Source organism: Tabrizicola sp. (assembly GCF_041913445.1).
Taxonomy (GTDB): domain Bacteria; phylum Pseudomonadota; class Alphaproteobacteria; order Rhodobacterales; family Rhodobacteraceae; genus Tabrizicola.
In genome coordinates, this window is sequence record NZ_JAYSFG010000004.1 from 305,564 (window position 1) to 325,161 (window position 19,598).

The window sequence follows — 19,598 nt, forward strand, 5'->3', positions numbered from 1 at the left end:
ACGGCCAAGGGAGGGATACCGGCCGTCCTGCGATCGCCTTGATCTTGCCAAAAATAAGGATCTACTTTGATAAGGACGAAAGGGCAATGCGAGTCGCACGACAGATGTAGTGAAGCGAGGCCGACTTGACGGATACATCTCTGCGGCAGGACGTTGGCATTCCGCTATCCTTTGGCGCGGGTACTGCGCTTCTTCCGGACCATCAGATCCTGTCCATAGCCGAGATTGCAGCCAGCCAGATGCAGGGCCGAATTGATCCCGGAACCGTCCGCCCACTGAAAAAACCCACGACCGAGGCCCGCGTCGCCGATGCGACCTCGGTCTATTATGTCGACGGCACCTTCCCGTCCGAGAATTGCGTGCTGATCGTGTCGCCGCAGGACTTTCCCGACACGGTCGAGGAAAGTGCGGCCGCGGCGCTGCTTGCCCGGTCGCTGCTTGGGTGGGACCTGGGCAGCTTTATCTGCGCCCCGCGTCTGGTCGGGCGCGCGCATGGCCGGTCCTATGCGGTCTACCCGCGGGCCAAGGCCTTCTCGCAGAACCGCTATCTCCGGCTGGCCCAGAAACGACTGGTAACGCCCGCGATCCTGCACTGGCTGGCGGGCACGCTGCGCCTGTCCGCAGTCGAACGATCCGGACTGGCGGAACTGGACGCCCGCTTTGTCCGGCCGTTGCAGAACCTGGCGGGCGACGCGGATCTCCCGCAGGCGGTCCGCGACCTTGCGCTGGCGTCGGTCAAGGCGGTGCAGGAGGGTCGGGTCCGCACCGCGACCTGCCTCCAGCATGGCGATTTCTGGTTTGGAAACATCATGTTCGAAGGTAACTTCCTTGCCTGGGCCGCGCCGTTCCGCAAGCAGCTAAGGGTCATCGACTGGGGCAGCAGCCGTGCGGACGGGTATCCCGGGATCGATGTCGTGCGCTACCTCATGTCCACCTTCGGCCCGGGGCCCTATGCGGCGCGCGCCGTCGCCACCTATTGCCAGCGGGCGAACCTGACGGCGACCGACCTGTCGGTCAGCTGCCTGGCCGCCCTGGGCCGGTTGGCGCTGGAACTGAACGGGTTTCCGAAGCAGAACTTCACCGCCATGGTCCGCAACGTCTACGACTTCCTGGAACGCATCAGAGCCCTTGAGGGCCTGCAGGGCGTTGAGGGAAGGCCGTAGCCTAGGCGCCCCAGATCACAGCTTGGCGGGATGGCGCATGTATCTGTATCGACACCGCGTTCGAGGTACACTGGGGGACGCGACGCTGGTCTGGATTAACCCGCGCCGGGTGCAGTTCCATGGCGGATCGAACCAGCCCTATACTTGGCCGATCAAGCGGGTGCTGAAATCGCTTGAGGACAGGATCCCCGTGCTGCGGTCCCCGGCGCGACGGCTGAACAGCGTGCTTTACAGCCTGGAGCCGTTCAGCATCCGCGCGGGCCTGCTGCGCCACCTGCACCCGGTCGAAACGGTGCCCACCTACCGCAAGATCGCCGATGCCATCGCGTGTCGCGACGACCTGACGCGCTCCACCTGGTTCAAGGAGCTGATGGCGGACCTGTCGCGGGACGGGGTCGCGGTCCACAAGGCACAACGTTTCCACAGCGAGGCGGAGATACGCAGCTTCTTTGCAGGCTATGTCGGCGGGTTGATCGACAGCATGGAAACCGGCGGCTACGACATGACGAAGGGCGAAGACACCGGGACCGCAATGGTCGCAGCGGACGGGTCGATCATCAAGTGCGACGCGGGAAACCACCGCTTCAGCGTTGCCCGCATCCTGGGCGTGCCGCTGGTGCCGCTGGAGATCCTTGGCGCACATGCGGACTGGGTGCGCGCGATGCGGATCAACGGCGACCTAGACCGGCTGGAGACCGCGCTGCGCCAGGTCGAGGCGCAGAACCGCTAGCCTGTCTTCGCCCCATTGGCGGGCGACGGCCTCTGCCGGGTCATCCTGAGCGCAGGTCAGACCGGGATCAGCGCGACAGCGACGCGGCGGCCTTCGCCGAGGAGGACGTTGTAGGTGCGCGCGGCGGTGGGGGAGGCCATGACCTCGACCCCGATCCCCTGCCCTTCCAGAGCCTCACGGAAGGCCTGCGGGACATGGGCAACGTTCGAGCCGGTGCCGACGAAGAGGACGTCGATCTTGTCCACGAGGCTAAGGGGCGCGGCGGTGTCGTCGAACCCGCCCCAGGGACCGGCGTCCCAGGGGGTGATCAGGCAGGGACCGCGCAGGACGTGGCCGGCCACGCGAAAGAAGCCGGGGCCGTAGCCCTCGATCGCCTTGGCGCTGCCGTAGGTGACCTCGGTCAGCCGCATCAGGCGTCAACGTTGGCGAATTCGCCCTTGCCCGGCTTCTTCGTCTTGTCGCTGCGGTCGACGCCGAGCATCAGCACGATGTTCTTGGCCATGTAGAGCGTCGAATAGGTGCCGAGCACGACGCCGAGGAGCATCGCGAAGACGAAGCCACGGATCACGTCGCCGCCGAAGATGAAGAGGACCATCAGCGAGATGAAGGTGGTGGAGGCGGTCATGATGGTCCGCGACAGCGTCTCGTTCGCGGTGAGGTTCATCATCTCGCGGAGCGGCATCTGCTTGTACTTGGCGAGGTTCTCGCGCAGGCGGTCGAAGATGACGACGGTGTCGTTGACCGAATAGCCGAGGATCGTGAGCAGCGCCGCGACGATGGTCAGGTCGAACTTGATCTGGAAGAGGGCGAAGATGCCCACGGTCACCAGCACGTCGTGGATGAGTGCGGCGACGGTGCCCACGGCGAACTGCCATTCGAAGCGGACCCAGACATAGGCCAGGATGCCGATGGCCCCGGCAAGCACGGCGAGGAGCGCGGAGGTGATGAGCTCCTGGCTGACCTTGGGCCCCACGGATTCGACGGAGGGGAAGGTGATCGCCGGGTCGACGGCGGTCAGCGCGGCCTCGACCTGGGCGATGACCTCGGGGGTGACGGATTCCTCGCCATCGCGGGCCGAGAGGCGGATCATCGCGACGTGCTGGTCGTCGCGGAACGACGGGTCGAAGACCTGGGTGATCGACACGTCGCCCGCGTCGATGCCCGAAAGCGCGTCACGGTAGACGCCGACATCGACCGGGGCGGTGGATTCGGTGCGGATCGTCGTGCCGCCGCGGAAGTCGATGCCGAAGTTCAGGCCCATCGTGAAGATGAGGACCAGGGAGGCCAGCATGGCGAAGATCGATGCCCCGAAGGTCGCCCACTGGATGGCGAAGAAGTTGATGTTGGTCTTTTCGGGAACCAGCCGCAGGCGCCAGGCCATATCCATATCCTCCGGTCAGACCACAAGCGTCTTGGGACGTTTCCAGTCGACGTATATCTCGACGATCAGGCGGGTGACGTAGACGGCGGTGAACATCGAGGTGATGATCCCCAGGCCGAGCGTCACCGCGAAGCCGCGCACGGGGCCGGATCCCAACCAGTACATGATGATCGCCGTGAGGAAGCCCGTCACGTTCGAGTCCATGATGGCCGAGAACGCCCGGTCGAAGCCTTCGGCGATGACACGCCTCGGGTTGGCGCCGGTACGGATTTCCTCGCGCATCCGTTCGAAGATGAGGACGTTGGCATCGACGGCCATCCCCATCGTCAGCACGATACCGGCGATGCCGGGAAGCGTCAGGGTCGCCCCGATGGCGGAAAGGACCGCCATGATGAGGGCAATGTTGACCGCAAGCGCAAGGTTGGCGAAGAGGCCGAACATGCCGTAGGACAGGATCATGTAGGTGGCCACCGCGACCATGCCGATCAGGGCAGCGGTGCGACCGGCGTCGATCGAGTCCTGGCCAAGTTCGGGGCCGATGGTGCGTTCTTCGAGGAAGGTCATCTCGGCCGGAAGGGCACCCGCGCGGAGAAGCACGGCAAGGCGCGTCGATTCCTCGACGGTGAAGTTGCCGGTGATGATGCCGGAGCCGCCGGGAATGTGGCTTTGGATGACGGGGGCGGAGATCACCTCGTCGTCGAGGACGATGGCGAAGGGCGCGCCGATGTTGGCGGCGGTGTAGTCGCCGAAGGCGCGGGCACCGGTGGTGTCGAAGCGGAAGCTGACCGCGGGCCGGCCGTTCTGGTCGAAGGAGGGCTGGGCGTCTACCAGATCCTCACCCGAGACGACGGGGGTCTGTTCGACGATGTAGTAGACCCCTTCCTCGTCCATAGAGGGGAGAAGCACGTTGCGCGGGCCCGGGGTGGCGCCTGCGTCCGTGGTGCGGCTGATGACGGCGTTGAAGGTGAGCTGGGCGGTCTGGCCGATCAGTTCCTTCAGTTCCTGCGCCGAGCCGATGCCGGGCACCTGGATCAGGATGCGGTCCTCGCCCTGGCGCTGAATCGTGGGTTCGCGGGTCCCGGCCTCGTCCACGCGGCGGCGGATGATTTCCAGCGACTGCTGGATCGTGCGCTGGTCGGTGGCCTGCTGTTCGGCCTCGGACAGGCGGATGACGATGTCGTTGCCTTCGGAGGTGACGTCGATGGTGCTTTCGCCGATCCCGGTCAGGGTGACGACGCTGGAGCCGAGCGCGCGGACGGCTTCCAGCGCGGCGGGCATGCCTTCGGGGTTCGAGAGGGTGACACGAAGCACGTCGTCAGGCGACGGCGCACGGCGGACGGCACCGACCTGGTCGCGGAGGTCGCGAAGGGCATCGCGCACCTCGGGCCAGAGGCCATCCATCCGGGTCTTGTAGACGTCCTCGACCTGGACTTCGGCCAGAAGATGCGCCCCGCCGCGAAGGTCGAGGCCGAGGTTCATCAGCGCCGAGGGCAGGAAGGACGGCCATTCGGCAAGGGCCGTTTCCTGTTCCGGGGTTGCAGTGCCTCCGGCGGCCTCGATGGCAGCTGCGGCATCGTTATGGCGTTCGACCTGCGCGTAGAAGAGGTTCGGGATGGCAGCGAGGATGCCCCAGCCGCAGATGAGCAGGATGAAAACGCGCTTCCACAGCGCCATCGATTCCATGATGCCAGACTCAGTTCGTCGCCGGTTCGGTCTTGTTCAGGACAGTCGTGATCGTGTGCTTCACGACCTTCACCTTGACCCCGTCGGCGATCTCGACCTCGATCTTGCCGTCGTCCTGGACCTTGGAGACCTTGCCGATGATGCCACCCGAGGTGATGACCTCGTCGCCGCGACGGAGCGCGTCGACCATGGCGCGGTGTTCCTTCATCTTCTTCTGCTGCGGACGGATGAGCAGGAAGTAGAAGATGACGAAGATCAGGATGATGGGGAGGAACTGGGCGAAGACGGCTGCGCCGCCAGGGGCGGCGGCTGCGTCCTGGGCGAAGGCGGGAGTGACGAACATGGGCATCCTCTTCTGCGGGACCGGGAGGTCGGTGCCCCCCTTTGCGATTGCGGCGTCATGTAAGCCCTTTCGCGGCACTTTGCCAGAGGGGGCGCAACGGGCGGTGCCTTCCCCCCTGCCCCGATATCGGGCATAAGCGCCGGCGTATCTGTCAACGAGGCCCGACCATGCACGACATCCGCTTCATCCGCGAGAACCCGGCCGCTTTCGACAAGGCGCTGTCCCGGCGCGGGCTGGCGCCGATGTCGGCCGAGCTGCTGGCCATCGACGAGGCACGGCGGGCGAAGATCCTGGCGGCCGAGACGGCGGCGGCGGCGCAGAATGCGGCGTCTAAGGATGTGGGGGCGGCGAAGGCTCGGGGCGACAACGCCGAGTTCGAGCGGCTGCGGGCGCTGGTGGCCGAGAAGAAGGCCGAGGGCGCGCGGCTGACCGAGGAGGCGGGGGCCGAGGATGCCCGGCTGCGAGATGCGCTGATGCGGATCGCGAACCTGCCGCTCGATGAGGTGCCCGAGGGGCCGGACGAAAGCGGGAACGTGGAGATCCGGCGCTGGGGCGAGCCGCGGAAGATGGACTTCAAGCCGTTGGAACATTTCGACATTCCGGCGGCGAAGGAGGGGCTCGACTTCCCGACGGCCGCGAAGCTTTCGGGGAGCCGTTTCGTCGTGCTGCGGGGCGCGGTGGCGCGGGTGCATCGGGCACTGGCGCAGTTCATGCTGGACCTGCACACATCCGAGCATGGGCTGGCGGAGACCTGGACTCCGGTCCTGGTGAAAGAGGATGCCATGTATGGCACCAACCAGTTGCCGAAGTTCGCCGAGGACAGCTATCAGACCACGAACGGCTGGTGGCTGATCCCGACTTCGGAGGTGACGCTGACCAACTCGGTCGCGGGGGACATCCTTGAGGAAAGCGCCCTGCCAATCCGGCTGACGGCGCATACGCATTGCTTCCGGTCCGAGGCCGGCTCGGCGGGCAAGGACACGACGGGGATGCTGCGCCAGCACCAATTCGAGAAGGTCGAGATGGTGACGATCTGCACGCCGGAAACGGCGCTGGCCGAGCATGAGCGCATGACCAAATGCGCGGAAGCCGTGCTGGAGCGGCTGGGGCTGCCCTATCGCACGATCGTCCTCTGCACCGGCGACATGGGATTCGGAGCGCAGAAGACGCATGACCTGGAGGTCTGGCTGCCGGGGCAGAACACCTTCCGCGAGATTTCGTCGGTCTCCACCTGCGGCCAGTTCCAGGCGCGGAGGATGAATGCGCGGTATCGGCCGGCGGGCGGCAAGCCCGAGTTCGTGGCGACGCTGAACGGCTCGGGCCTTGCCGTGGGCCGGTGCCTGATTGCGGTCCTGGAGAACGGGCAGGAGGCGGATGGCTCGGTGACCTTGCCGGCGGCGCTGGCGCCCTATCTTGGCGGGAAGACCCGGATCACGGCCGAGGGACAGCTCGTCTGAGGCGGAACCGGCCCAAGGGTGGCGGGTTCCCCCTACCCTGTTGTTTTGGAGGCCGGAATGTCCCGACCGTTTGCGTTGATCGTGCTTGTCGCCGCCATTGCCTTTGCAGTGGCGCCCTTCGTCACTCCGCCGTTCACCGGCTATGAACCGGGTCAGTTCCCGGTCGACATCCCGCGTCCGGCAATCCAGCCGGCGGGCTATGCCTTCGCGATCTGGTCGGTGATCTTTCTGTGGCTGATCGCCCATGCGGGCTATGGGCTGTGGAAGCGGCAGGACGATCCGGCCTGGGCGCGCGTGCGCCCGGCGCTGACGGTGGCGCTGGTGCTGGGCACGGTGTGGCTCGCGATTGCCGGGGCCAGCCCGGTCTGGGCGACGGCGGTGATCCTGGTGATGGCGGCGGCGGCGATTCTGGCCTTCCTGCAGGCGCCGACCGAGCCTGACCGCTGGATCCTTTCGGCCCCGCTGGCCATCTTCGCGGGCTGGCTGACGGCAGCCTCGCTGGTGTCGAGCGGCATCCTGCTGGCCGGTTACGGTTATACCGGGAACGAGGAAGCGGCCTATGACATGCTGGGCGTCATCCTGATCCTGACGCCGCTGGTGCAGTCCCGGAAGCCGCGGATGCCGGTCTATTCGCTGACCGTGGTCTGGGCGATGGTGGGCGTGGCGGTGGCGAACTGGGGCAGCGGCAGCTACGTGGCCTGGGTGGCGCTGGGGATCGCGGCGCTGGTGCTGATCGCGGTGGGCTGGCTGTGGCGGCGGGGGCAGCGGAATTTTTGAAAATTCCGCATCGGAGCCTTCAAAGGCTCCGGTCCGATTTCTTTGAAGAAATCGGCTCCCGCTTAATCGCCAGTGTTCTTTTCCTTGTGCTTCCGCAGGCGCGAGGGCGTGTGGAACTTGCGTTCCTTCCACGGGTTCTCGTTGCCCTGGCTGCGCAGGAACAGACGGATCGGCGTGCCCGGCATGTCGAAATGGTCGCGCAAACCGTTCACAAGATAGCGCTTGTAGCTTTCCGGCAGCTCGTCAGGGCGCGAGCACTTGATCATGAATCCCGGCGGCCGGGTCTTGGCCTGCGTCATGTAGCGCAGCTTGATCCGGTGGCCGCCGGGGGCCGGCGGGGGATGCGCCTCGGTCATCGCGCCGAGCCAGGAGTTCAGCTTGGCTGTGGGCACGCGGCGGTTCCAGACGTCGTGGGCCTTCAGGATCGCGTCGTGCAGCCGGTCGAGGCCCCTGCCCGTCTTGGCACTGACGGTGACCAAGGGCGCGCCGCGGAGCTGGGGGAGGAGGCGTTCGAACATCTCCTTCAGCTCGGCCAGCTTCTCCTGCTTGTCGTCTTCCAGGTCCCACTTGTTGACGGCGACCACGACGGCGCGGCCCTCGGTTTCGGCGAAGTCGGCGATGCGGAGGTCCTGCACCTCGAACGGGATCTCGACGTCGAGGAGGACGACCACCACCTCGGCGAAGCGCACGGCGCGGAGACCGTCGGCGACGGAGAGCTTTTCAAGCTTTTCCACCACCTTGGCCTTCTTCCGCATGCCGGCGGTGTCCCAGATTCGGATCGGCGTGCCCTGCCAGTCGGCGCGGACCGAGATGGCGTCGCGGGTGATCCCGGCCTCGGGGCCCGTGAGCATCCGGTCGGTGCCAAGGATCTTGTTGATCAGCGTGGATTTTCCGGCGTTCGGGCGGCCGATGACGGCGATCTGGAGGGGCTTGGCGGCGGTGGGCTTGTGGGCGTTCTCGTCGGCCTCAAGCTCGGCGTCTTCTTCCGAGATGTCGGTGTCGGTCTCGGGCAGCATCTCGGCTTCGCGTGGCGCGAATTCCTCCTGGAAGGGCCGGAGCGCGTGGTAAAGGTCGTCGATCCCTTCGCCATGTTCGGCCGAAAGGCGGATCGGTTCGCCGAGGCCGAGGGAGTAGGCCTCGAGCGCACCAGCGTCGCCCGCCTTGCCTTCTGCCTTGTTGACGCCGAGGAGGACGCGGGCGGATTTCTTGCGCAGGATGTCGGCGAAGACCTCGTCCGAGGGGGTAACGCCGACGCGACCGTCGATCAGGAACAGGCAGACGTCGGCCATGTCGACGGCGCGTTCGGTGAGGCGGCGCATCCGGCCTTGCAGCGAGTCGTCCGTGACTTCTTCAAGCCCCGCCGTGTCGATGACGGTGAAGCGGAGGTCATGGATGCGCGCGTCGCCCTCACGCAGGTCGCGGGTCACGCCGGGCTGGTCGTCGACGAGCGCGAGCTTGCGGCCGACCAGTCGGTTGAAGAGCGTCGATTTCCCCACATTGGGGCGGCCCACGATGGCGAGCGTAAAGGTCATGTCCAAGCGTCCGGCATAAGCGAAGCGCCTGCCTTACACGGGCTTTGCGCTAACGGAAAGCGTGAAGTTGGCCGTTGCCGCCGACGACATAGAGCGTGCCGCCTGCCACGGCGGGCTGGGCCGCAGCACCGCCGGGGATTTCGGCGGTGTAGGTCAGGCTGCCATTCGTCGGGTCGAAGGCCCGCAGAAGGCCGTCGGAGGAGACGACCATGACCCGGCCTCCGGCGAGGACCGGACCGTAATGGGCGTAGATCCCCTTGCGGCGCTTGATCTTGTCGTTGGTGAAATAGGGCATGTCGACGGCCCAGATGGTCTCGCCCGTCTCGGCGTTCAGGCGGACGAGCTTGGCCTCGTCGTTGACGAGGAAGAGCGAGCCCCCCGCGACGGCGACGGGGCCCAGGGCGCCTTCGCCGGCGGACCAGATCCGTTCGCCCGAGGAGGCGGACATGGCGACGGTGCGACCGGAGCCGGAGCCGGCAAAGAGGGTCTTGCCGGCGATGACGGCGTCGCCGGTGACATCCGAGGTCAGCGCATAGGCGCGGCCGAGGCGCTTGCCCGCGAGCGAGGCCTGCCAGACCTTGGTGCCGCCGCCGATCTTGAGGACGGCCATCAGGTCGCCGGCCGAGGACGGGAAGATCACCGCGCGGTCGCCGATCGTGGGGGCGGCGGTGCCAACATAGGCGGTCTTGCCGGGGGTGCCGACGACTTGCCAGATCACCTTGCCCGAGGCGGCGTCCACCGCCCAGGCTGAGCCGTCGCGGCCGGAGACGTAGACGGCATTGCCGTCGGTCGCAGGCGCGCCCGAGATCGGCGCGTCGACGCGCTGGCGCCAGACGACCGCGCCGGAGGCCGCGTCAAGCGCCACAAGCTCGCCATAGCCGGTGGTCGCGTAAAGGCGGCCCCCCGCGGCGGCAAGCCCGCCCGAGGATTGGCCGCCGCCCTTGTCGAAGCTGGCGGTCAGGTCCGTCGACCAGAGCGAGCCGCCCCCCGTCGAGGTCGCGGTCACGGTGGTTCCGGCGTCCATGGTGAAGACGCGGCCGTCCGCGACGATGGGGGCTGCGGCGATGCGGTTCTTGCGGCTGGAGCCCTGGCCGATGTTCGCGGACCAGACCCGCTGCGGGGTGGCCGAGAGCGCGGCATGGGGCATCAGGTGGCGGGCGTTGCCGCCGCGGTGGGTCCAGTCGCCGCCAGTCTGCGCCCCGAGCGAGATGGCAACGCTTTGATTTTCCGGCGCGGCGGGGGCGGTAGGCGCGGGTTGGCCTTCGACGGGGATCGAGGCCTCGAGGTCGGCGCGGACCGGGAATCGTTCGCCGGACAGGATCACCTCGCGCTGGCCGCAGGCGGCCAGAAGCGCGAGAACACCCATGCCGGTCACCAGCCTGCCGCCCATCCGTCCGAACTTCATGCCTGCCACCTGAGTAGACCTTTCCGGTTTGCCCATCGCCGCCTCAGCCGTTCGCGGGTTCGGGCACTGTGCCGCCGAGCGCGGTGATCACCTGGCCAAGACGCGCGCGGAGCGAACCCGACGCCTCCTGGTCCTGCATCAGGGTGGTCAGGGCGGCGATGGCTTCGTCGGTCTTGCCTTCCTCGACAAGAAGATAGGCAAGCTGTTCCTCGGCCAGGGCGCGGAAGGGACGGCCGGGGGCTGCGATCCCCTGAAGCGCGGTCCGGCGTTCGGCGAGCGGTTGGTCCGCCCCGGCGACAAGGACCCGGCGAAGGACGGCGAGGTCACGGTAAGGCGCAGAGAGCGTGGTGTCGGCAGCAACCTTGTCCAGCGCGGCCAGCGTCGTGGCCTTGTCCTCTTCGGGATCGGAGGCGAGGATCAGTTGCAGGACCGCAGCCTGCGCGCCGTCCGACGGCACGGCGGCCAGCGCCTCGCGGCGTTCCTCGGGCGTGCCCTGGTCAAGAGCGTCGATCAGGGCATCGCCAAAGGCTTCGGCCCGCGCCGCATCGCGCGAACTGGTCCATTCGGTCCAGGCCGTGCCGCCAACCAGGCCAAGGATGATGACGACCCCCACCCAGCCATACTTGCGGAAGAGCCGGAACAGCCGGTCGCGGCGCACCTCTTCGGTGACTTCTTCGATGAAGCTGTCGGGATTGCTCAACGCCGTTGCCTCTGCTGTCGTTTGCCCCGTCTTACAGGGAAAGCCCGCCGATTGCCAAGCCCTGCCCCGCCCGGCAGGCGGTCAGAAGTCCGTTGGCAGGCCGAGGGCCTTGCGGAACCCGGTGATCCAGTCCTCGTAGCCCTGCGGGAGTGTGCCCGCGGCCCGCATCTCTTCGAGGATGGCCAGCGCCTCGCGGTTCTCGGCCGTAGGGTCTTCCAGAAGGACGGCGGTTTGATCCAGCGCGCGGACGACGTCGATCCGGTACCAGGGATCGTCGGGATAGGCGTCCGAAAGCTCGCGCAGGATGCGGAGGGATTCCTCCTGGTGCGACAGGGCGGTCTGGAAGTCCTCGCGGTCGACGAAGGCCGAGGCAACGGCAGCCTGGCTGAGCGCGAGGTTGCGATACCAGAGCGGATTGGAGGGGTCCTGAGCCACCAGCCAGTCGCGGAGCGCCAGCGCGTCCTGAAGGCTTTTCAGCGCCGCGGCCACGTCGCCGGTGGCCCCCTGGGCCGTGCCGAGGCGTTCCAGGGCGAGCGCGAGGTCGTTGGCCCAGAGCGTGCTGTAGGGGTCAACGTCAAGAAGCTTGTTCCCCTGTTCGACCATCGCCTTGAAAGTCTGCACCGCCGCCCGGTTGTCGCCCAGCGCGGCCTGCGCGTCGCCCAACCGGTTCAGCGTGACCAGCCGATCGTGCATGTGGTCGGGCACTTCGGGACCAAGCTGGAGAAGGCGGTCTGCCGTTTCCAGCGAGGTCTTCGCCAGCGCCACCGCCTCGCTGTTGCGGCCAAGCTGGATCAGGGTCGTGACATGGGTGTTCTGTGCGATGGAAAGGTCGCGCAGCGTCGCAGTGTCGCCCGGCGCCGCCCCGGCCAGGAGCGTCTGGCGCGCGACGGCATCGGCGATGAGGGGTTCCGCCGCCGCCGCGTTGCCTTGGTCCAATTCCATGTTGGCAAGCGCGGCCAGGGAAAGGGCCGCCTCGCGCTGAAAGCGGGGGGCCGGGTCGGCATCGGCAACAGCCAGGCGCAGCGCGAGGGCGGATTCCAGCGCCTCACGCGCGCCGGTGCTGTCGCCCATCGCGGTCTTGATGTCCGAGATCTTCTGCAGGGCCAGGCCCAGGTCCGCCTGCCGCGCGGGATCATCCGGGATCAGCGCGACGATACCCTCGGCGATGCTCCGGGCGGTTTCCTGCGCCTCGAGCGCGGCCACAAGGTCGTTCGCGTCGAAATGGAGATCGCTCATCCGGTCGAGGCTGACGAGGAGGTCCTGCTGCCAGATCATGTTCGTCGGGTCGAGTGCCGCGAGATTCCGCCGGATCGCGAGCGCGGCCTCGTGCGCGAGAAGGGCCGAGTCGGTGTCGCCCATGTAGCGCTGCACATCGCCGACGCGGTCGAAGTTGATCGCGAGGTCGCGCTGGCGGGGCTTGTTGCCGGGGTCGAGCGCGGCCAGTTCCTCGCGGATGGCCAGCGCCTTGCCGTAGGTTTCCAGCGCGGCGGGATAGTCCCCTTCGTCGACCAGCATGTCGCCGATGCGTTCGTAGCTGACTGAGAGGTTGCGGCGGATCACCGTGTCGCCGGGGTATTCCTGCACCAGCGCCTCGGAAATCTGCAGCGCGGTCTCGTAGGCGGCCTTGGCCCCTTCCTTGTCGCCGAGGTCGAGCTTGGCGTCCCCGATGCGTTCCTGGGTGTAGGAGATGTCCATCCGGTAGGTGACGTTGGTCGGGTCGCTGTCGAACAGCGCCTGGGCAATGCCCAATGCCTCGACATGGGCCTCGAGCGCGCCCTGGGCGTTGCGTCGGGCGAGCCGGATGGTGCCGACCCGGTTCACCGCCACCTGGCGGTCGCGCATCAGGTCCACGTCGTCGGGCCGCTGGTCAGCTTGCCATTGCGAGAATTCGAGCGCGCTGGAATAGGCGGTTTCGGCTTCCTTGAGGTAGCCCTGCTGTTGCAGGACAAGACCGAGGTCGTTCAGCGACCAGACGAGTTCGCGCACCCATTCGACGTCGGAGGCATCGGCCTCGACCCGTCCTTGCGCGAAGGTGGCGCGCTGGTTGTAGGCGGCCCAGGCGGCCTCGGTATTGCCGGCGACGAGGTGGAGTTCGCCCAGCGTTGCGAGGGTGGTCATGTACTGGAATTGCGCGTCGCGGTCGATGTCGGCAGAGACCTCGGCGTAAAGCGCGGCAGCTTTCTGGAGGTCGGAGATGGCGAGGTCGTAGCGCAGGTCGGTGCGGGCCGCGTTCGCGTTCAGCATGTGGGTCGCGGCTTCCGAGAGGGTGCGCGACAGGAAGGTTTCCTTGATCGTGGTGCGGGCGCTGGCGTCGATCTGGGCGGCCTCGGTCAGAAGCGACCGGGCGGCGTCGAAGGCACCGAGCGTCAGCTGCTCTTCGGCCTGGGCGCGGAGGGTCGCGACGCGGGGATCGTCGGAGCGGAATTTCTGCAGCTCGGACTGGAAGCTTTCATAGGACTGCGCGGCCTCCATCAGCATGGCGGAGCGTTCTTCGGGCGTCTGCGCTTCGAGATCAGCCGAGAGGAGCGCGGCGTAGAGCGGCGCGAGAGGCAGGTTGCGGGCGGTGGCGAGCGTTTCGACCTCGGCCCGGATTTCGGGGGTGAGGTCTGCCATCGCGATGAGGAGCTGGTCGCGTTCGGGCAGCGCGCCCTGACCGGTGATGAAGACAAGTTCGGGCAGGCCGGATTCGATGTAGGGAAGCTGCTTGCCGCGGCTGCGGTCGTAGACGTCCTGCTGGACGAGGGTCAGCGCGGTGCGCAACTCGACCCCGGCGGTGGCAAAGTGGCGGACGAGCGCGGCGGTGAAGGGCGAGTTTTCCCCGGCGCCATCCGAGGCGGTTTCCCCCGGCGCGGCGGCGAAGGCGAAAAGGACGCCGTCGGCGCGACCTATACGGCCAAGGCCGGGTTTGGGTTTCGGCGCGGTGGGCGGGTCGTCGTCCAGCGCGGCGGCGCCCCTGCCCTCGGTCCCGCCGCCGCTGAACGGATCGTCACGGCAGGCGTCGAGAAGGATGATGGCGACGGGGGCCACGGACTGGATCGCCTCTTGCGCCTCGGAGAGGGGCAGCGCGGTGGCGGCCAGCGTCTCGGCGGAGGTGGCGTCGGCGTCCGTGGGCAGAAGGTAGTTCACCCCGTCGATGGCGACGCCGTGGCCGGCGAAGAAGAGGAGCGCGACATCGGCCCCCGCCGCATCTTCCTTGAAGTCTTCCAGCGCGCGGCGGGTGCGCTTCAGGTCGCGGTTCGTCTCGACGAAGACCTGGAAGTCGAGCTTTTCCAGCACCGCTTCCAGCGCGCGGGCGTCGTTGGCGGGGTTTTCCAGCGGGCGGATGGTCTTGTAGTCGTCGGCGGCGATCAAGAGGGCAACGCGCTTGTCGGCCAGCGCGACGGTGACGCCGCAAAGCCAAAGGATCAGAACAAGACCGAGACGCCTGAGCAGCATCACCCACTCCCAAAGGGTGGCGGCAGAATGCGGAAGCCTGACCGGATGGTCAAAGGAAAAAGCCTGTCATGAAACGGGCTTCACGGGACCGTCAGCCGATGGGCACCGATCGGAAGTTGCGTTCCAGCGACACGTCCTTGTTCGGATTGACCGGAGTTGCGCCCGGAAGCTCTACCACGGGGCTGGCGAAGTCCTCGCCTTCCATGATCTGGCGCTGCCACATCGCGGCGTAGACCCCGCCGAGGTCCAGGAGCGCCTCGTGGGTGCCATGCTCGACCACGCGGCCGTCGTCCATCACCAGGATCTGGTCGGCGTCGGCGATGGTGGAGAGGCGGTGCGCGATGGTGATCACGCTGCGACCCTGCCCCATCTCGGCCAGGCTTTCCTGGATCGAGCGTTCGGTCTGGGTGTCCAGGGCACTGGTCGCCTCGTCCAGGATCAGGATCGGCGGGTTCTTCAGAAGCGTGCGGGCGATCCCGACGCGCTGCTTTTCGCCGCCCGAAAGCTTGAGGCCCCGCTCGCCGACCTTGGTGTCATAGCCCTCGGGCAGGCGCATGACGAAGTCGTGGATGCGGGCGGCCTGGGCGGCGGCGACGATCTCGGCGTCGGTGGCCTCGGCCTTGCCGTAGGCGATGTTGTAGCGGATCGTGTCGTTGAAGAGGACGGTGTCCTGCGGCACGACGCCGATCTGGGCATGGAGCGAGGATTGCGTCACCTCGCGGATATCCTGCCCGTCGATCCTGACCGCGCCCGAGGTCACGTCGTAGAACCGGAACAGAAGCCGCCCGATGGTGGACTTGCCGCTGCCGGAATGGCCGACCAGGGCGAGCTTCTGGCCGGGCTTCAGGGTGAAGGAGACGCCCTTCAGGATCTCGCGGTTCGGTTCATAGCCGAAGTGGACGTTGTCGAAGGTGATCTGCCCGGCATGGACTTGCAGGGGCTTCGCGTCCGGGGCATCGGTGATCTCGGCCGGTTGGCCCAGAAGCCCGAACATCTCGCCCATGTCGACCAGCGCCTGCCGGATCTCGCGGTAGACGGTGCCGAGGAAGTTCAGGGGCATGGTGATCTGGATCATGTAGGCGTTGACCATGACGAAATCGCCCACGGTCAGGGTGCCGGCGCGGACGCCCAATGCGCTCATCGCCATGACGATGACGAGGCCCGAGGTGATAAGGAAGGCCTGCCCCATGTTCAGGAACGAGAGCGACAGGCCGGTCTTGACGGCCGCGGTTTCGTACTGGCGCATGGCGCTGTCGTAGCGGTCGGCTTCGCGGGTTTCGGCGTTGAAATACTTGACGGTTTCGTAGTTCAGGAGGCTGTCGATGGCCTTCTGGTTCGCGTCCGTGTCCTGGTCGTTCATCTCGCGGCGCAGCTTCACGCGCCATTCGGTGACCTTGAAGGTGAACAGGACGTACAGCGTGATCGTGACGACGACGACGGCGGCGTATTGCCAGCCGAAGACCAGCGCGAAGATCACCGCGACCATGGTGAGTTCCAGGATCAGCGGCCCGATGGAGAAGAGCATGAAGCGCAAAAGGAAATCGACGCCCTTCACCCCGCGTTCGATGATGCGCGACAGGCCGCCGGTCTTGCGGGTGATGTGGTAGCGCAGGGACAGCTGGTGGATGTGGGTGAAGGTCTCGATGGCAAGGCGGCGGATGGCGCGCTGGCCGACGCGGACGAAGACGGCATCGCGCAACTCGCCGAAGACCACGGCGCCCAGGCGGGCAAGGCCGTAGGCGACGACGAGGCCCACTGCGCCAAGGCCGAGGATCATGCCGGTATCCGGAGCCTCACCGCCGAGGGAGTCGACGGCGAGCTTGTAGAAATAGGGCGTCGAGACCGAGACGATCTTGGCCGCCAGCAGGAAGAGGAGCGCGATGATGACGCGGCGCTTCACCCAGCCCTGCCCTGCGGGCCAGAGATAGGGGATGACCCGGCGAAGCGTGGTCATGGCCGGCGCGCGGACGGTTCCGGCGTCGGAGGAAGTGGCGGTCGAGGTGGTGCGGCGCATCGTCTTTCCTGGCGTCTCGGGACCGGCAGGACGATTGCGCGAGGGCCCGGGTTCGGCTATGGTCAATTCAAGGCTTCTTGAATAGTTGAACGATGGACCGAAGTAAAGCCCTCGCCGCCTTGTCGGCCCTGGCCCATGAGACCAGGCTGGACCTGATCCGCCTGCTGACCCCGCAGGGCGAGGAAGGCATGGCCGCGGGCCAGATCGCCGAGCGGCTTGGGATCGCCGCACCGCGCCTGTCGTTCCACCTTTCGGCGCTGGAACAGGCGGGGCTTCTGCGGTCGCGGAAGCTTGCGCGGAACGTCTTCTACAGCGTCGATCCGTCCGGGATCGGCCGCACTATCTCGTATGTGCTGAACGACTGCTGCCGCGACCACCCGGAGGTGCTTGCGGCCTGCTCGCACAAGCCTCAGGGCGCGGCGGTTTCGGGGACTGAGAAGACCTGACCAGGGTAGATCAGGTTCGGGTCCTTGATCTTGTCCTTGTTCGCCTCGAAGACCTGCACGTAAAGCACGCCGTCGCCGTAGCGTTCCTGGGCGATGCCCCAGAGGGTGAAGCCGGGCTGGACGGTCACCGTAACCGGGGCTGCGGCGGGGGCCGGCGCGTCGGCCTGAGCGGCTGCGGGGGCCTCGGGCGCCTCGGGCGTGGCGGCGGGCTGGTCGAGCGCGGCAGTTTCGGCTGGGGCGTCGGCCGTGTCGGTGGCAGTTTCCGGGGCTGCCGTTACTTCGGTCATGTCGGGCTGGGCCGGGGCCTCGGTGGTGGCGGTGTCCTGCGGCACGGGGGCTTCGGGCGCCGCGGCCTGAACGGCGGCAAGCGCCTCGAGCGTCTCGCGCTTGAAGGGCGTCTCGAAGCGGGAGGTGACCTTGCCTTCGGCATCCAACTGGTCGACGCGAAGCGTGTAGACACCCGGCGGCGTGTCCGGAAGCGAGGTTTGCCAGAGCCCGGCGTCGGAGATCTGCAGGGTCCGCTTCTCGGTGTTGTCGAGATAGATGCGGAGCCCCGCCCCCGGCGCGCCGCGGCCGCCGACCTGCACCTCACCGTCGGGCGTGTATGATATGGTGTCGATCATCACGGTAGAGGATGGCGGCAGGTCGGGTTGCCCTTCGTCCTGCAGGACCACGGCACCGTCCTCGGACAGAAGGAGCGCGGGCGGAGTGGCGGGAGGATCGGCTGCGGCCACGGACTGATCCTCGGTCGCGTCGGCTGAGGCTTCGGCGGTCACATCGGCGGTGGGCTGCGGCCCGGCGATCGGGCCAAGGGCGACCATCTGTTCCGACAGGACCGGCGGCTGGTCGGCCTGGGCGGCGGACAACCACATGAGGCTGGGATCGGGGTTCGGCGGCAGCGTGAAGAGGATGGCGAAGTCGCCGCTGCCCGAAGTCGGGCCGCTGGCCACGACCGCATCGTCGACGACGACGGACACGGTCGATCCCGGTTCGGCGGTGCCGGAGACGACTGCCTCGCCGTCCGAGGCCACGCGCCAGACGTCGATCACGGGGAGGACCGGGGCCGGAGGTTCGGGGGTTTGGGCCACAGGTTCGGGAGCCGGATCGGCTGCGGGTTCGGGGGTCAAGGCCGCGGTTTCCGCGGGTGCCTCAGCGGCGGGGGCGGCCGCGGCGGGTTCTGCAGCGGCTTCAACATCAGCGAGAGGTTGGGCGGGGGGCTGCGCGGCCTGCCAGCCGAACCACCCTGCCCCGGCCAGAAGCGCCACGGCCATCGCCACCACGGCCAGCCGCGTCCGCCGGTCCAGCGCCCCGAATGCCGCCATTGCGTCTCTCCCCCTGCGGTTTTCGCCGCTTTGCGTTTCTTGTCATCAGGAATCTCTATATGACTGGGCAAAGCAACTGTTTTCAGGTCCAGCGATGTCCCTTCGTTCCGTCTGCGTCTTCTGCGGCTCACGCCTGGGCCGGAACCCCTCCCATGCGGAAGCGGCCCGGGCCACCGGAGCGATGCTGGCGCGCAGGGGCTGGCGGCTGGTGTTCGGGGCGGGCGATGTCGGGCTGATGGGAGAGGTCGCGAAGGCCTCGGACGGGCCGAAGCTGGGGGTGATCCCGATCCATCTTCTGGGGCGCGAGCGGGTCGAGCGGGATCGCAGCGCGATGGTGGTGACCGAGGACATGCATGAGCGGAAGAAGGTGATGTTCATGAACTCGGACGCCGTGGTGGTTCTGCCAGGCGGTGCGGGGTCGCTGGACGAGTTCTTCGAGGTGCTGACCTGGGCGCAGATCGGGCTGCACGGGAAGCCGATCCTGCTGGTGGATGTCGCAGGCTACTGGCAACCGCTGGTGGGGCTGGTCGAGCATGTGATCGCCGAGGGCTTTGCCGATGCCTCGCTGCGCCGGCATTTCCAGGTGGTGCCGGATGTCCCGGCGCTGGAGGCGGCGCTGGCCGCGGCCTTCGCATGATGGAGGGCGGCTGCGATTGCGGGGCAGTGCGTTACCGGATGGAGACGGCTCCGCTGATTGTCCACTGTTGCCACTGCCGTTGGTGCCAGCGCGAGACCGGCAGCGCCTTTGCGCTGAACGCGATGATCGAGGCGGACCGGGTCACGGTCTTGAGGGGCGAACCGGAGCTGGTGGTCACGCCATCGGCCAGCGGCAAGGGCCAGGTCATCGCTCGTTGCCCGACCTGCCGGATCGCGGTCTGGAGCAATTACGCCGGGAACGGACCGTTCCTGCGCTTCGTCCGGGTGGGGACGCTGGACGACCCGGACGCGCTGTCGCCGGATGTGCATATCTTCACGGCCTCGAAACAGCCGTGGGTCGTGTTGCCCGAGGGCGCACGGGTGTTCCCTGAGTATTACCGGCGTGAGGAGGTCTGGTCGGCGGAGGCGAAGGCGCGCTATGCGGCCCTGCTGCCCGCGATCAACGCCTGGAAAGCTGGGCAATAGAAAAGGCCCGCGGATCGCTCCACGGGCCTTTGTGGTCTGACGCGGGTCTCAGAGACCGGCGGCGACGGCTTCCCAGTTGACCAGCTTT

The 19,598-nt window shown here is 67.3% G+C and carries 17 protein-coding genes; 7 read left to right on the plus strand and 10 right to left on the minus strand.

Features of this window, described 5'->3' with window-relative positions; translation table 11 throughout:
* The first annotated feature begins 125 nt into the window (after window positions 1-125).
* Both ACE3Q6_RS07550 and ACE3Q6_RS07555 read left to right on the plus strand, forming a co-directional pair.
* A complete protein-coding gene (locus ACE3Q6_RS07550; RefSeq protein ID WP_374430364.1) occupies window positions 126-1,163 on the plus strand; it encodes a phosphotransferase in 1,038 nt (345 codons plus the stop codon).
* 37 nt (window positions 1,164-1,200) lie between these two features.
* Complete coding sequence (locus ACE3Q6_RS07555) at window positions 1,201-1,893, plus strand: hypothetical protein (RefSeq protein ID WP_374430366.1); 693 nt, start codon at window positions 1,201-1,203, stop codon at window positions 1,891-1,893.
* Window positions 1,894-1,949: 56 nt separating this feature from the next.
* On the opposite strand, the gene ACE3Q6_RS07560 is transcribed toward ACE3Q6_RS07555, so the two are convergent.
* The 4 genes from ACE3Q6_RS07560 to yajC are packed head-to-tail and all read right to left on the minus strand — an operon-like array spanning window position 1,950 to window position 5,300.
* Window positions 1,950-2,303, minus strand: a complete 354-nt coding sequence (locus tag ACE3Q6_RS07560) for an Mth938-like domain-containing protein (protein WP_374430369.1) — start codon at window positions 2,301-2,303, stop codon at window positions 1,950-1,952.
* Window positions 2,303-3,274 carry a protein translocase subunit SecF gene (gene secF / locus ACE3Q6_RS07565; protein WP_374430372.1) on the minus strand — a complete coding sequence of 324 codons (972 nt, stop codon included), beginning with the start codon at window positions 3,272-3,274 and terminating at the stop codon, window positions 2,303-2,305. Before secF ends, ACE3Q6_RS07560 begins: the two co-directional genes overlap by 1 nt.
* A 15-nt stretch (window positions 3,275-3,289) precedes the next feature.
* Complete coding sequence (secD, locus tag ACE3Q6_RS07570) at window positions 3,290-4,957, minus strand: protein translocase subunit SecD (RefSeq protein ID WP_374430374.1); 1,668 nt, start codon at window positions 4,955-4,957, stop codon at window positions 3,290-3,292.
* Between the two features lie 10 nt (window positions 4,958-4,967).
* A complete protein-coding gene (gene yajC / locus ACE3Q6_RS07575; protein ID WP_374430379.1) occupies window positions 4,968-5,300 on the minus strand; it encodes a preprotein translocase subunit YajC in 333 nt (110 codons plus the stop codon).
* A 167-nt stretch (window positions 5,301-5,467) separates the two neighbouring features.
* Between yajC and serS the strand changes: the two genes are divergently transcribed.
* Together serS and ACE3Q6_RS07585 are read left to right on the plus strand one after the other, a co-directional pair.
* A complete protein-coding gene (gene serS, locus ACE3Q6_RS07580) occupies window positions 5,468-6,757 on the plus strand; it encodes a serine--tRNA ligase (protein ID WP_374430383.1) in 1,290 nt (429 codons plus the stop codon).
* A 57-nt stretch (window positions 6,758-6,814) separates the two neighbouring features.
* A complete protein-coding gene (locus tag ACE3Q6_RS07585; protein ID WP_374430385.1) occupies window positions 6,815-7,534 on the plus strand; it encodes a hypothetical protein in 720 nt (239 codons plus the stop codon).
* A 62-nt stretch (window positions 7,535-7,596) separates the two neighbouring features.
* Here the strand turns inward: ACE3Q6_RS07585 and der are convergent, their stop codons facing one another.
* From der to ACE3Q6_RS07610, 5 genes are all read right to left on the minus strand, one after another.
* Complete coding sequence (gene der, locus ACE3Q6_RS07590; RefSeq protein WP_374430388.1) at window positions 7,597-9,066, minus strand: ribosome biogenesis GTPase Der; 1,470 nt, start codon at window positions 9,064-9,066, stop codon at window positions 7,597-7,599.
* Between the two features lie 49 nt (window positions 9,067-9,115).
* A complete protein-coding gene (locus ACE3Q6_RS07595) occupies window positions 9,116-10,471 on the minus strand; it encodes a PQQ-binding-like beta-propeller repeat protein (protein ID WP_374430390.1) in 1,356 nt (451 codons plus the stop codon).
* Between the two features lie 43 nt (window positions 10,472-10,514).
* Window positions 10,515-11,171: a tetratricopeptide repeat protein gene (locus tag ACE3Q6_RS07600; RefSeq protein WP_374430393.1), complete on the minus strand. Its 657-nt coding sequence runs from the start codon at window positions 11,169-11,171 to the stop codon at window positions 10,515-10,517.
* Between the two features lie 81 nt (window positions 11,172-11,252).
* Window positions 11,253-14,606, minus strand: a complete 3,354-nt coding sequence (locus ACE3Q6_RS07605) for a caspase family protein (RefSeq protein WP_374430395.1) — start codon at window positions 14,604-14,606, stop codon at window positions 11,253-11,255.
* A gap of 91 nt (window positions 14,607-14,697) precedes the next feature.
* Entirely contained in the window at window positions 14,698-16,560 is a 1,863-nt protein-coding gene (locus ACE3Q6_RS07610) for an ABC transporter ATP-binding protein/permease (RefSeq protein ID WP_374430418.1), read from the minus strand.
* Window positions 16,561-16,712: 152 nt separating this feature from the next.
* Between ACE3Q6_RS07610 and ACE3Q6_RS07615 the strand changes: the two genes are divergently transcribed.
* Complete coding sequence (locus ACE3Q6_RS07615; RefSeq protein ID WP_374430399.1) at window positions 16,713-17,066, plus strand: ArsR/SmtB family transcription factor; 354 nt, start codon at window positions 16,713-16,715, stop codon at window positions 17,064-17,066.
* On the opposite strand, the gene ACE3Q6_RS07620 is transcribed toward ACE3Q6_RS07615, so the two are convergent.
* The gene (locus ACE3Q6_RS07620) at window positions 17,030-18,388 is read right to left on the minus strand and encodes a LysM peptidoglycan-binding domain-containing protein (RefSeq protein WP_374430401.1); all 1,359 of its coding nucleotides are present in this window, start codon (window positions 18,386-18,388) and stop codon (window positions 17,030-17,032) included. The genes ACE3Q6_RS07615 and ACE3Q6_RS07620 overlap by 37 nt on opposite strands.
* Window positions 18,389-18,482: 94 nt before the next feature.
* Between ACE3Q6_RS07620 and ACE3Q6_RS07625 the strand changes: the two genes are divergently transcribed.
* Complete coding sequence (locus tag ACE3Q6_RS07625; protein ID WP_374430403.1) at window positions 18,483-19,025, plus strand: TIGR00730 family Rossman fold protein; 543 nt, start codon at window positions 18,483-18,485, stop codon at window positions 19,023-19,025.
* The gene (locus tag ACE3Q6_RS07630) at window positions 19,025-19,510 is read left to right on the plus strand and encodes a GFA family protein (RefSeq protein ID WP_374430422.1); all 486 of its coding nucleotides are present in this window, start codon (window positions 19,025-19,027) and stop codon (window positions 19,508-19,510) included. Before ACE3Q6_RS07625 ends, ACE3Q6_RS07630 begins: the two co-directional genes overlap by 1 nt.
* Window positions 19,511-19,598: the final 88 nt, after the last annotated feature.